Source organism: Desulfatiglans anilini DSM 4660 (assembly GCF_000422285.1).
Lineage (GTDB): Bacteria > Desulfobacterota > DSM-4660 > Desulfatiglandales > Desulfatiglandaceae > Desulfatiglans > Desulfatiglans anilini.
In genome coordinates, this window is sequence record NZ_AULM01000012.1 from 16,730 (window position 1) to 30,497 (window position 13,768).

The window sequence follows — 13,768 nt, forward strand, 5'->3', positions numbered from 1 at the left end:
CTGCACTCAAAACACATAGAAACGGCATTTTATATAAAACCATTCATAACGGCACAAAAATGCAAACGACTCCTTATTGATTTGACGCAAGAAATGAATGGCTCATCCATACGCTGCAACAAAAGAACGCGTCGTTTCTTCTTCAACCCTATCGAGTGTCCATCCGACAGGGATTTCCCGTTAAGCCTCAGGTTTCCATCCGGAAATGAGGATATTTCTTCACACGCTACGCGTGCTCAGTCCCACCCCTGCGGGATGGGTCCCAGTTTCTTCACACGCTGCGCGTGCTCAGTCATGCCCTTGCGGACTGGCTCCCGCACCCCAGAGGGCGTCCCTGAGCCCGCTCGAGCGTTCGATCCTGCGGCCGGCGGCGGCCGCAAACAGGGCCTCGTCCCCCAACACCGCCACCCTGCGCCTCGCCCGGGTGAGGGCGGTGTAGATCAACTCTCGCGTCATCAGGGGATTGTCCCGGTCGGGCAGGACGAGCAGCACCTCGTCGAATTCGGATCCCTGGGCCTTGTGGACCGTCATGGCGTAAACCGTCTCGTGCGCCGGGAGGCGCAGCGGGTGAAAGCGCCTGACCGCACCTTGCGCCCCCGGGAAGATCACGCGGAGGCCGCCTTCCGCCTCCGCGTCCGGAACCGTAATCCCCACGTCCCCGTTGAACAGCCTGAGGCGGTAGTCGTTGCGGGTCACCATCACCGGCCGCCCGGGGTACCAGACCCCGCCCGGCGCCGCCCACCCCGCCCGCTCCAGGATCGAACGAACGACCCGGTTCAGATGGACGACCCCGTAAGGACCCTCGCGCACCGGACTCAGGATGCGGAACCGGTCGAAGCGCTCGAAGAGGCCCCCCTCGGAGAGGTCTTCGAGGCAGGGGCCGTAGCCGCTCAACACCGCCTCCTTCAAGGCCTCCATCAGCCGGGCAGCCGGGGGCGCAGGCCGCCGGACAAGCTCCGGAGAACGGTTGAAGCAGGCCAGGGCCCGTCCACCCGCACCCTCCTTCACCGCCGTACTTACGGCCCCGATGCCGCTGCGCTCGTCGAAGCGGTAGTTCTTCTGGAGTTCGATGATGCAATCGCACAGAGGCCCGTTATTTTCGCCCGCGGCCGGTGGAAAGTCCAGCGTCTTTTCGAACAGCGCCCCGAAGGCGGGGGAAAACGCCTTCCCGCGGCCCTGATCGCAGATGTCGCCGAGGACCGCACCGGCCTCGACCGAGGCGAGTTGGTCCTTGTCGCCGAGGAGGATCAAACGGGCCTCTTCGGGCAGGGCAGCCGTCAGCTTGCTCATGAGGGCCAGGTCGAGCATGGAGGCCTCGTCCACCACCACCACGTCGGCGGCCAGCGGATGGGCCGCGTTGTGCCTGAAGTAGGGCGACCCGGCAATGCTCCCGAGCAGGCGGTGCACCGTGAAGACATCTCCCGGGATCCGCTCGCGGACGGCGGGGTCGAGCCCGAGCCCGGCGCAGACCGCACCGATCGACTCCTGGAGGCGCGCCGCGGCCTTGCCCGTCGGGGCCGCCAGGCGGATCCGCAGCCCCTCCGGGGGTCCGAGTTCGAGCAGGAGGGCCAGGATGCGGGCAACGGTCGTGGTCTTCCCGGTCCCGGGCCCCCCGGAGATGATGCAGAACGGCTTCAGGAGGGCGGTCAGGGCCGCGGCCTGCTGCCAGTCGGGGGCGCAGCCCTCACCCGGGAAAAGCCGTTTCAGGATTGTGCGGACCGCACCCGTATCGGCGGGTTCTATCAGCCTCTCCGAGCGTTTGCGGATCCACTGAACGAGATCGTTTTCATAGGCCCAGTAGCGGTACAGGTAAAGCCGGCCGGCCTCGTCCAGGATCATGGGGCGCCGGTCGCCGGCCCGCCCGACTACCGCAGCGGCGAGCAGACGCTCCGGCCGCTCCCCGACCTCCGCCAGGGAGCCAAAACCAGGAATCCGTCCCGCTTCGGAGAAGGGGTCCGGCCCCGCCGCCCGCAGCCGCTGCAGGTCCAGGCAGACATGCCCTTCGCGCGTGGCGCGGCTTGCCAGCGCCGCGGCGGCGGCGAGTGTGGGGTTGGGCGCACCCGCCAGCCGCTCCATCAACCGAGCGAAGTGGAGGTCGAGGCGGCTCAAGCCGCGGTCGTCGATCCGGTCCGAAATCAAGAAAGAGCTTTCTCGCGCCGTCATGGTTCACCTGCCAACAGGTTCACGGTCAGGTCTTCGATCAGTTCAAAAGACAGTTTGTCCCGAAAGACCCCGTAGCGGCCGCCGCGGGAAGGATCCACACCACGCATGAAGACGTAATAGACCCCGCCGAAATGGGCCTCGTAGCGGTAGCCGGGCAGGCGCAGCGCGAGATAGCGGTTCAGCGCCACCGCGTAGAGGTGATACTGGAGGATGTAGAAGGACGACTCCATCTCCCGCAGCATCCGGTCGGGGCCGTAGTCTTCCACCCGGGCGCCCAGGAAGTTCGACTTCCAGTCGACGAGGTAGTAGCGGCCGGCGCGCTTGAAGACGAGGTCGATGAACCCCCGCATGAAGCCCTGCACCGGGGCGAAAGTCAGGCGGCCGAGGGCCTCCGGAAAGCGGCTCGACGGCATCCGCGCCCCGTGGCGGGCAAAGACGGTGCGGAGGAGCTGGGGGCTCACCGGTTTGAGCGGAAAATAGAAACCCAGTTCGTTCAGCCGCTCCGCCCGCCCGACCTCCGAAAGGGTAAAGGGCGCTTCCCCGTCTTCCAACGGCACCTCGAGGACGCGCTGGATCATCGCCGCAACCGGCTCTTCCCATACGGGTTCGAAGCCATGGAGGGCGAGCTGTTCCCGGACGAGCGGACCGAGCGTATCCCTCGCCGCCGGCGAAAAATCCAGGTGCTCCATCACGGCGTGCAGGCAGGTGCCGGCCCTCGCCCCCCGCGGGAAGGCGAAACCGCCCTCGGGCGGGCCCGCCTCTTCGGGCTCTGCAGGAATATCATCGGGCCCGCCCTCCGCGGATGAATCGACGTCGCGGGCACCCCCTTCCCCTTCATCGAACATCGCCGTGAGGGAGGAAAAGCTCGTGAGCGCCCACGCGCGCTCCACCCGCCTGCTGACCCGGCGTGCAGCAGCCTCCGCGGGAGCGGCCCCGGCCGGCGGCGGCAACTCGCCCGCCTGTGCGGGTGGATGGTCATCCAGATGGATCGCGCCGCCGGCCCTGCCCGTGAGCGCCTCGAGCGCCTCCCGGAAGCTGTCGGCCTCGCCGTCTTCGGGCGGCGGGTCCGCCTTCGCCTTTGCGTCCTTTCGGTCCTCACCGGGCAGGCCCGCGTTGTGAAGAATGTAGGCCGGCGCAGATCTGTCCCCGTCTTTGAACCGCCCCCAGACAAAGGTGCAGCGGTTGCGCGCGCGCGTAAGCGCCACGTAGAGCAGCCGGCATCCCTCCGCGAGATCCTCCCGTTCGGCCAGCAGGCGGTTCTCCTTCCAGGCATCGCTGCCGAGGTCCAGGGTCAGGCCCCCGCCGCGCCCCGTGTCATGGAAGAGGATCGGCTCCTTCTCCTTCGGGGAACGGGTGCCGTCCCACATGAACGGACAGAAGACCACGGGCCACTCGAGCCCCTTCGCGCGGTGCACCGTAATCAGGGTGACCGCATCCCGGTCGCTTTCGAGGCGCAGCTGGTGCTCTTCCAGCCGGGGGGTCGAGGAGTCGCGCCGATCGCGAAGCCACTTGAGGGTCCCCTCCATGCTGCGCCGCCTTTCGACGGCCGCTGTGTGCAGCACCTCGGCCAGGTGCAGAAAGTTGGTGCAGCGCCGCTCGCCGTCCGGCAACGCCGCAAGCCGCTCCAGCCCCCTGCCCTCCAAAAGGAGATGCCTGAACATGGTCAGAAGACCGCGGCCACGCCAGATCTCGTGCAAGGTCCGGAAGCGCCCGAGCACCGCCTCCCACCAGACCTCGTCCTCGCGGCGGGCATAGAGCTCGTCGCCGCGCACTCCCAGCGCCCGGGTGACGAGGGCGGCCTTCAGCAGCCGTTCGTTTTCAGGCTCGAGGCAGGCCGCGAGGATCCGCTCCATCTCGAGGGCCTCCGGGGCGTCGAAGAGGTTACCGGTGCTGTAGAGTACGCTCTGGACCCCGGCCTCGCGCAGCCGCTCCTGCAGCCGCCGCGCCTCGATATTGCGGCGCACCAGCACGGCGATGTCCTTTTCCTGCAACGACCGGCTGCCGATCGCGGCCCGGCCTTCCCTTCCAAGCTGCAGCAGCCGGACGATCCCGGCCGTCACCGCCTCCTGAACGGCCTCCCTCCCCTCCCCCTTGGGCCACTGCCACCCGCCGCCGGGAGGCTCCATGAACCAGAGCTGAAAAGGCGCCCGCTCCCCTTCCGGGGCCTCCAGCCTGAGCCCTTCGTGCACCTTCGCCGCCGCCGGCGCAACCGGCTGAAACGGAATCTCCTCAAAGAGAAAGGGCTCCGGCGAGGCCTCGAAGAAGGTATTCACGGCCCTGACGAGATCGGGCTCGCTCCGCCAGTTCTCGCCGAGGGTGTAGCGCCTCCCGGCCTCCCTGGCGGCCTGCATGTAGGCGAAGACATCCGCACCCCGGAAGCCGTAAATGGCCTGCTTCGGGTCCCCGATGAGGAAGAGGACGGCGTTCCCTCCCCCGAAGACGGCGTCGAAGATCCCGTACTGGATCGGATCGGTGTCCTGGAACTCGTCGATCAGGGCGGCTTTGAAGCGGGCCCGCACACCTGTGGTGAGCGCCGGGCCGGCGCTCGAATGGAGTGCGTGGTAAACCCTGAGGAGAAGATCGTCGAACGACTGGATGTTCAGCTCCCGTTTGAACGCCGCGATCGTCTGCGGGACCTCGTCGAACAGGCGCCGCTTGAAGCCGAGCAGCATCTGTTCGCAGGTCTCCCTCAGTTCCAGGCGCGCCGTTTCCGCCTCCGCGCACAGATCGAAGAAGGGGTGATCGGGCGCGGTCTTCCCCTTTTTGAGGGCCGTCTGGATGGTCTCGGCGCTGAAGCGCCGGAGCTCCTCCGAGCGCAGCAAACCGTTCACGCCTTTGGCCAGGCTTCGGCCGAACGCCGCGCACCAGCCGGGGACCTTCTCCGGGTTGTACCGGTTGCGCATCAGGCGGTCGCCCGTCTGGAGGATCTCGCGAACATCCCCTTCGGCCCGCCTCCAGAGCTCCTCGAGCTGCGCCCTCAGCGCTTCGGCGCGCCCCAGTGCCGCCGCGAAGCGGGCCTCCACCTCCGGTGCGTCGGGAAGGATGCGGAGGCCCGGATGCACCATGCGCTTTTGAAGCAGTTCCAGGAAGGTCTTTACCTCCACTCCCTCCTCGATGAGGTACTGCACGAAGAAGGGGTGGGCCGCGTAGAAATGGCGCCGCCAGAAATCCTCGACCCCCTCGCGGTTGAGGGTCGTCAGGTCGGGTCTCAATTCCGTGTCGAAAAGGACGCCGCTTTCGAAGGCCTTTTCATACAGCATCCGCTGGCAGAATCCGTGGATGGTAAAGATCGCCGCCTCGTCGAAGCCTGTCACCGCGAGGCGCAGGCGCCGGCGCAGATCCTCTGGGCGGGCGGCGTCTGCAAAGAGCGCCTCGAGGAACGGGTCGTCTCCCCCCTCCCCGGCAAGCCACGCCTCAGCCTCACGGAGCCGCCGCCGGATGCGGTCTTTGAGCTCCGCCGTGGCCGCCTCGGTAAAGGTCACGACCAGGATATCGCTCACCGGGAGCCCCTTTTCGAGCAGCAGGCGGAGAAAGAGGCCCGTGATCGCGTAAGTCTTCCCCGTGCCGGCGCTCGCCTCGATCAGGTTGACGCCGTCGAGGGGGCTGTGCGCGAGATCGAACAGGGGTGCAGCGCTCATGAAAGCTTCTCCTCATGCTCGAGCAGCGGCCCGCAGAGGTCCAGGGCCAGATCCTGAAAGGCCTTGTCCAGGGGGTCGCCTCCGCCGAAGCACAGGTCGAAATAGGGGTCGGTGCACTCCCCCTTCGAAAAGGCGTCCTCCTCCCACTGCCGCCGGGCGCGTTTGAGGGCCGCCTCGCGCCGCTCGCCCTTTTTCAAGACCCCCTCGGCAAAGGCCATGGACGATTCCGGGAAAAACGGCAGAGGGTGCTCCAGGCCGCGCCGGTGACAGACCAAAAGCCTCGCCAGCAGACCCGCCGCATCCTTGGGTGGGGTGTAGGCCCGGCCGGCCCATGCCAGGGCCTTGCCGCTCTTTTCGAGCGCGGCCAGGACGCTCCGCCCGGGCAGGCCCGCTTCACCGAGGCTGAACGCCGCCAGGTGTTCGATCCACAGCCGGAGACGGTCGCGGGCCTTCAGTCGGGCGGGCCGGTAATGCACGAGCCCCCCGGAGTAAACGGCTGTAAGCCGCCCCGTGAGCCTGAGGCCGCCGAGGGAAAGATCCACTTCCAGTGGGGAGGAAGGGCCGTCAGCCAGATAGGGGGCGGTCTTTTCCCAGAAGACCTCCGCCTCCATGTCGACCGCGTCGAAGAAGGCCCTTCCCATCGGCCCGTGCGGAAGCCGGCCGGCCGCGCGGGCGGCCGCATAGACGCGTCCCGCATCCCTGCCGGCCTCACGGGCCGAAAGAAGTTCCACCCGCAGGTTGTAGCGCTCGAGCCCTTCCAGTTCGAAAAGCTCCCGGTCCTCCAGCCGGCCCTCCGCCTCCTCCAGCACCAGTTGGAGCCTGCTCTGCAGAAGGAACCGGGCCGGATTCACGACGAAGGATTTCAGGTCCTCGATGGTCAGCTCCCGCGCCTCCTCGCCGGCCTCCTCGGGGAGCGGTCCGGCGATGAAGGGGCCAGGCGGGCGACGCTCCCCCTGAAGCCTCCGGGCGGCCGCGGCCTGAACCACTCCGTAGCTGAAAAGTCTGGCGCCGCCCGTGAAGTACTCGGGGTGAAAGGCCTGCAGATGGTGGACATTGAGACAGGTTTCAGTCATGCCGGCCGCCCCCGCCCCTTCCTTCTTTCCGGGCTGGGCCGGCTCGCGGCCGCGCGGCGGCTGCCCCGGCGATGCTTCGAAATGCGTCTCCAGGTAGTCCAGCAGTTCCATGACCAGTACCGACGGCGGGATGGGGCTGTTGTCCTGCGCGCTCCGCCCCACGTAGGTCAGGATCAGGTTCCGCCGGGCGGAGATCAGGGTCTCGAGGAAAAGGTAGCGGTCGTCGTTGCGGCGGGAGCGGTCCCCCCGCCGCGGCCGGGCGGCCATGAGGTCGAAGCCCGGCGGACGCACCGACCTGGGAAAGGCGTCGTGGTTCAGGCCCGCCATGCAGATCACCTTGAAGGGAACGCTCCGCATAGGGAGCATGGCGCAGAAGGTCACCCCGCCGTTCATGAACCCGTAGCCGAAGCCCTGACGGCCGAAGCTGCGCGCCAGAACCCAGCGGATGGTGCGGACATCGACCGCATCCCCGTAACCGGCACACTCCGCCTCCGCCAAGAAGCGCTGGAGCGCCCCCCGGATAACGAGCATCTCCGCCTCGTCGTCCGGGCCCGGACTGAAAAGGTCGTCCAGGAGCAGCCCGAGGTCCCGCGACCAGTCTTCGAGCGAGCGGGGGCGGACGAGTTCCCTCACGTGCCGGAAAAGGCGGTCGACAAACTCGGCCAGGCTGCCGAGGACCGCCGCCTCGGCCCCCTCCAGTTCATCGTAGGGGAGAATCCCCTCGAAGAGGAGTTCGCCGTGCCCCGGCATGGCGTATCCCAGGAGGAGCCTGTCCAGCCCGGATTGCCAGGTGTTTTCCGGGAAGGGCGGCAGCCCCTTTTCGCGGCGGTTCTCCCCGTCGATCCCCCAGCGGATGCCGCTCTCCCGGACCCAGCGGCGGATCGGACCGAGGTCGCCTTCTTCGAGATCGAAAGCCGCCAGGACCGCGGGACACTCGATGACCTCCAGGACCTCGCTGGCCGGGAATCGCCCGCCCGCAAGCGCCAGGATCGCGAGGAAGGGCTCCACCAGCCTCCCCTCCCGCCGCAGGCCCTGATCCGCGATGCTGAAGGGGATCTTCGGCGACGCCCCCTCGCCCGGCTGCTCGAAGACGGCGCGGATGTAAGGCGCGTAGGACTCGATATCCGGCGCCATGACGAGGACGTCGGAGGGTTCGAGCCCAGGGTCGCGCTCGAAGAGATCCAGAAGGACATCGTGCAGCACCTCCATCTCCCGGAGCGGCCCGTGGCAGGCATGGATCCGGATGGAGTCATCCTCTGCGGCCACCTGCCGCTTGACGGGCCGGCCGGCGGCATCCACCTCTCCGGAACCTTCCCGGAGAGCGAGGATATCGCCCTGAACCCTGCCGAGAAGCGTCGCCGGGTCCTCCGGCCCGAAGCAGGCTGTCTCCTTTAGGTCCTGCTCCTGGAGGAGGTCCAGGAAGTCGCGCCCCAGGGTGCCCATAGAGGCGAGGAGGCTGTTGCCGCCCTCCAGGTGCAGGTCTTCCACCGGCCGGGCCGAGCGTCGTGAGAGCCGCCCGGCCTCGCGCTCGCTCACGATATCCCCCCAGTATTCGCGGCACGGGTTGAGGAGGAAGACGTTCAGTTCGGCCCAGCGCGCGGCCGCCCGCAAAACGTGCAGGTGGAAGGGGGGCAGGGCCGAGATCCCGAAGACCGCGATCCGCTCGGGAAACCCCGGCGGCCGTTCCGGGAGGGCATCGATCGCTTCAAAAAACCGTTTCGCGAGAGCGGCCCGATGCACGGCCGGCGCATCCGCACGGATCCGGCGCCAAAGCTCGGCCTGCCACTGCGCATCCTCTCCCGTCTCCCACGCAAGCATCATCTCCGGGCGGAAGAGCAGATACTGATCGAAGGTGTCCGCGATGCGGTCCGCCAGCTGCAGCGCCTTGAGCGGATCGTCGCCCCGCCCGAGGTACGCCTTCAGCGAATCGGCGCCGGGGGCGTTGACGAATCCGCCTAAAACCTTCATAATCCTCCAGGTCATGACACCCGGTTCGAAGGGGGAGGATTCCGGGATCGCAGGCATCACCTTTCGGAAAAGCTCCTCCACCAAGGCGTTCGGGAACGGAAAGCGCACGTTGGCGCAGACCCCGAGCCGCCGGGCAAGCTGCATAGACAACCAGTGCGCCATGCCCTGGCTCTGGACGACGATCGTCTCTGCGGCCATGGGCGATGACAGCGGGGCTTCGAGGGCGGCGGCAAGCTGCTCCACGAGCGCCTCGAGGCGGTTGCTGACGATAAGCCTGGGGCGTGGCTGGTTTGAGGTCTGCAAGGTTTCTTTCCCAGATGGTGATCGCACTGCGGTGATGCCGCGGTCGTCTTTATCCTTCAACCATTTGAGCAGAGAGGATCATATCATGGCGAAGCTTCTGTGGGAACCGTCTGAGCAGCGCATCCAGTCCAGCAATATGTACCGTTTTATGCAGCACGTCAACCGCCGCTTCGGGAAGACCTTCGACGAATACCCTAGCCTCTATGCCTGGTCCGTCCAGAACATCCCCGACTTCTGGGCCGCCTTCTGGGAGTTCAGCGGCGTGATCGCCTCCGAACCCTACCGCGAGGTGATCGACGACCTGTCCAAAATGCCGGGCGCCAAATGGTTCTCCGGGGCGCGGCTGAACTTTGCCGAAAATCTCCTGCGCTACCGCGACGACCGCACGGCGCTGATTTTCAAGAGCGAAGGCCGCGAGACCATCCGCTGGACCTACCGGAGGCTGTACGAAGAGACCGCCGCCCTTGCCGCCGCCCTGAAGCGGGTCGGCGTCGCGCCGGGCGACCGCGTGGTCGGGTTCATGCCCAATATGCCCCAGACCACGGCCGCCATGCTGGCCGCCGTCAGCCTCGGGGCCGTCTGGTCCTCCTGCTCACCCGATTTCGGGATCAAAGGCGTCCTCGACCGCTTCGGCCAGATCAAACCCACGGTCCTCTTCACCGCCGACGGCTATCCCTTCAAGGGCAAGACCTTCGACTCGCTCGCCCGCGTGGCGGAGATCCTCGAGGACCTCCCCTCGACCCGGCAGGTCGTGGTGGTCCCCTACACCCAGGACCGCCCGGACATCGGCGCCGTCCCCAGGGCCGTCCTCTATGACGATTTCAAGGAGGCCTCCCCGCCCCCGGAGATGGAGTTCGCCCAGTTGCCGTTCGATCACCCGCTCTACATCATGTACTCCTCGGGGACGACCGGGCTCCCCAAGTGCATGGTGCAGAGCACCGGCGGCATCCTGGTGCACCACCTGAAGGAGCTGATGCTCCACACGGACCTCAAGCGCGAGGACACCATCTTCTACTTCACTACCTGCGGCTGGATGATGTGGAACTGGCTGACGAGCTCGCTCGCCCTGGGGGCCACGCTGGTGCTCTTCGACGGCAACCCGTTCCACCCGGCGGCGGACGCCTTGTGGGAGCTCGCGCAGGACGAGAAGATCACCGTCTTCGGAACCAGCGCCGGGTACCTCGCGGCGCTCGAAAACGCCGGCGTCAAGCCCGGGCACGCCTTCGACCTCGGCCCCCTGCGGGCCCTGCTTTCCACCGGCTCTCCGCTGCCGGTCGAGGGCTTCGAGTTCGTCTACCGCGACATCAAACAGGACCTCCAACTGGCCTCCATCGCCGGGGGCACCGACCTGAACGGCTGCTTCGCCCTCGGGAACCCCATGGGGCCGGTCTACGCCGGGGAGCTCCAATGCCGCGGCCTCGCCATGAAGGTGGAGGCCTTCGACGACAACGGCCGGAGCGTCATCGACCAAAAGGGCGAACTCGTCTGCACCGCCCCCTGGCCGTCCATGCCGATCTACTTCTGGGACGATCCCGACGGCTCCAAGTACCACGCGGCCTACTTCGACGTCTACCCGAACGTCTGGCGACACGGGGACTTCATCGAAATCAACGACCGCGGCGGGGTCGTCATCTACGGGCGCTCGGACGCCACCCTGAACCCCGGAGGCGTGCGCATCGGCACGGCGGAGATCTACCGGCAGGTTGAGCAGTTCAAGGAGGTGGAAGACAGTCTCGTGGTGGGGCAGGACTGGAAGAACGACGTGCGGGTGATCCTTTTCGTGAAGACCGCGCCGGGTTGCATGCTCGACGACGATCTGAAGGCGCGGCTGCGCAGCACCATCCGCACCAACGCCTCCCCGCGGCACGTCCCGGCCAAGATCCTGGCGGTCCCGGACATCCCGTACACCCTCAACATGAAAAAGGTCGAACTGGCGGTCAAGAAGACGATCCAGGGCCAGCCCGTCCTCAACAAGGACGCGCTCAGGAACCCCGAATCCCTCGATTTCTTCGCCGGCCTGGGGGAGCTGCAGAGCGATTAGGCAGAGGGAGAGCGGAAAGAAAGGAGTCTACGCTTTGTGCCGGTGGGTGATGTCGCGGTAAAGGAGCGGCCGCCGGTTGGCGTAGATATCCTCCTCCCGCCGCCACTCGATCACCCGGGCGGGGTCGATCTCCACCTCGAACACCTCCTCGTCCGCACCGGCGTTCGCCAACCTCTCCCCGCGCGGTCCGAACACGGCGCTGTAGCCGCCGAAGTAGCCGCCCGGGCGGTTGGCGTAAACGACGAAGATCTGGTTGAAGACCGCCGCACCCGTAAAGCGCCGCCACATGTTCTCCACGGGAAAGGTCCCTGGAACCGCTGCGATATTGACCACGATCCATGCCCCCTTCAGCGCCAGCACCCGCCATACCTCCGAAAAGGCGGCATCGAAGCAGATATTGACCCCGATGCCGCCAAACGGCGAATCGAAAACCTTCAAGCGCGTCCCGGGGACGAAATGTTCCGTCCAATGGACATGGCTCTTGACATAGCTTTCGATCCGCCCTCCGTCGATGTAGGTGGCGACGTTGAAGTAGTCATCCCCTTTTCGTTTCAACTCCCCGATGATGACACGGGCGCCCGCGCGCTCGACGAACCGGTAGAGGTCTCTCGAAATCGTGCTGTAAACGACCTTCATCTTACGGTAGAGAAACCCCTCCGGACGCTCGAAGGACGGGTGCCCGTGCAGGATCAGCTCCGGAAAGACGATCAGATCGCACGAACGGTGGGCTTCGATGATCCCGGTGATGCGCTCGTAGTGGCGATGGATGTTCTCCGAGCTGTAATTGATCTGGGCGATGCAGATTCTCATTGCCCGGCGCTTCCTGCAGCGGCCGAAAGGAAACTGCAGGTGTAGGAATCCTGGATGGTCTGCTCGATCTCCTGAAGGTAGGACCGGGTGAGATCCCGCCCGTAGAGGCTGTCGCCGTAACGGTAAAGGCTCCCCTTGTCCCTGCGCACATTTTCGTCGACGAGGTCGGCGTCGATCGTCTGCCCCGAGCCCGAGGCGATCCGTTCGATGATCCCGTGGATCCCGGAGCCGGATTGCGCCGGGTCTTTCCCCCGGAAAGCGAGATAGGGCGGCACCCCCAACTCGACGGCGGCTTGGCGGTGCACCCGTTTGCGGAGGGCGTCGCCCGGTCCATCCAGCTTGAGGCGGGGCGAGATGCGCATGGCGGTCTGGATGACATCCCGATCCAGATACGGCGCCCGGAGTTCGATCGCATGGGCCATCGTCAGTTTGTCTTCGCGCTCGAGGGTATCCGTGTAAAGCATCCCGAGATCCTCGAGGAGCTTCTCGTGGAGCCTCAGATACCCGTCCTCCTCGAGCACATCGTTGTACCAGGGGTATCCGGCAAAGAGTTCGTCAGCGGCCTGACCGGTGAACATGACACGGATATCGTCCTGTGCCGCGAGCTTGGCGGCCATATACATGGGGATGGCGACCTCCACCTGGAGCAGTCCGCTCTCCTCCACGTTCCGAATGACCTCCGGCAGGATCTTTCTGACGGTCCCCTCGTCGATCACCGTGGTCTTCAATTCGAGCCCCAGATCCTCCGCAACAGCCCTGGCGGCGATCATATCCCCAGAATCCGCCGTACCGGTGCAGTAACAGATGATGGATTTCCCCTCACTTTGGAGCAGCTTCGCGATCAGAACCGAATCGATCCCCCCGGAAAAGATGACGCCCAACCGGGATTGGGTGAGGCCTGTCAGCCGTTTTTTCAACGCCTTGACCAAAACGTCCTTATAGGCCTCCACCGCCTCGCGAAAATCGACGATATCGATCGGGGGGGCCTGCAGGTGATATCCCTCGTGCAGCTGAGGACCCGCCTCCTCGAGGCAGAGAATTTCCCCCGGATTGAGCCGCGTGGGAGCGGTCCTGCCGTTCCAGATCGCCTTCTTCTCGGAAGAAAAGTAGGTCGTACCCTCGTTGCGGGTGTAATAGACCGGCTTTTTCCCGATGGGGTCACGCGCCACCACGACCGTTTTCCCGTCCGTCACCGCGATCGCATACATCCCGTCGAGCAGCGGCACCACCTTCTTTACCGCATCGAGCAGATCCCCCTGGTAGGTCTCCTCGAGCAGATGCACCACCACCTCGCTGTCGCTGGTGGTCTTGATGTCATGGGGTCGCACCAGAAGGGTGCGAAGCTTCCGGTAGTTGTAGATCTCCCCGTTGTGGATCATGGTCAGCTTTCCGTCGCACGAACAGTAGGGCTGTCCCAGTCTCCCCCTTCCGACGATCTTCAGGGTCGAGTGGCCCAGGGCGATCCGGCTTGGAGCATGCAGACTCTCCTTCAAAGCGTCGATCTCCCCGGCCCGCTCGACGGCCCCGTCTATGAAGATGCCGTGCGTATCGGGCCCCCGGTGGGCCATTTTCTTGAGCATATCGTATATATCGACTGATGGAATGCTTCCGTTCTCCACATAATGTCCACAAATGGTACACATCCTCTTTCTTCTCCTCGCTGATTTTGTCCGCGCTTCACCGGCCGGCAAGGCGCCTGCGTGCCGGAGGCCGTTCATGAAGAGACGGGCTTGTGCGGCCGACCCGGCAGGCGCCTGGCGCTTGGCCGGCAT

General features: G+C 65.9%; 6 protein-coding genes. 1 reads left to right on the top strand and 5 read right to left on the bottom strand.

Features of this window, described 5'->3' with window-relative positions:
• Positions 1-288 precede the first annotated feature (288 nt).
• The 3 genes from recD to recC are packed head-to-tail and all read right to left on the bottom strand — an operon-like array spanning position 289 to position 9,145.
• A complete protein-coding gene (recD, locus tag H567_RS0110450) occupies positions 289-2,163 on the bottom strand; it encodes an exodeoxyribonuclease V subunit alpha (protein WP_084517134.1) in 1,875 nt (624 codons plus the stop codon).
• Entirely contained in the window at positions 2,160-5,801 is a 3,642-nt protein-coding gene (recB, locus tag H567_RS0110455; RefSeq protein ID WP_035254069.1) for an exodeoxyribonuclease V subunit beta, read from the bottom strand. The genes recD and recB overlap by 4 nt, the downstream gene beginning before the upstream one ends.
• The gene (gene recC, locus H567_RS0110460) at positions 5,798-9,145 is read right to left on the bottom strand and encodes an exodeoxyribonuclease V subunit gamma (protein ID WP_161626601.1); all 3,348 of its coding nucleotides are present in this window, start codon (positions 9,143-9,145) and stop codon (positions 5,798-5,800) included. Before recC ends, recB begins: the two co-directional genes overlap by 4 nt.
• A gap of 85 nt (positions 9,146-9,230) precedes the next feature.
• On the opposite strand from recC, the gene H567_RS0110465 reads away from it, so the two are divergent.
• Entirely contained in the window at positions 9,231-11,186 is a 1,956-nt protein-coding gene (locus H567_RS0110465) for an acetoacetate--CoA ligase (protein WP_028321365.1), read from the top strand.
• A gap of 27 nt (positions 11,187-11,213) precedes the next feature.
• On the opposite strand, the gene H567_RS27155 is transcribed toward H567_RS0110465, so the two are convergent.
• Positions 11,214-11,996: a carbon-nitrogen hydrolase family protein gene (locus H567_RS27155; RefSeq protein ID WP_028321366.1), complete on the bottom strand. Its 783-nt coding sequence runs from the start codon at positions 11,994-11,996 to the stop codon at positions 11,214-11,216.
• Positions 11,993-13,639 carry an asparagine synthetase B family protein gene (locus H567_RS24295; RefSeq protein WP_161626602.1) on the bottom strand — a complete coding sequence of 549 codons (1,647 nt, stop codon included), beginning with the start codon at positions 13,637-13,639 and terminating at the stop codon, positions 11,993-11,995. The genes H567_RS27155 and H567_RS24295 overlap by 4 nt, the downstream gene beginning before the upstream one ends.
• Positions 13,640-13,768: the final 129 nt, after the last annotated feature.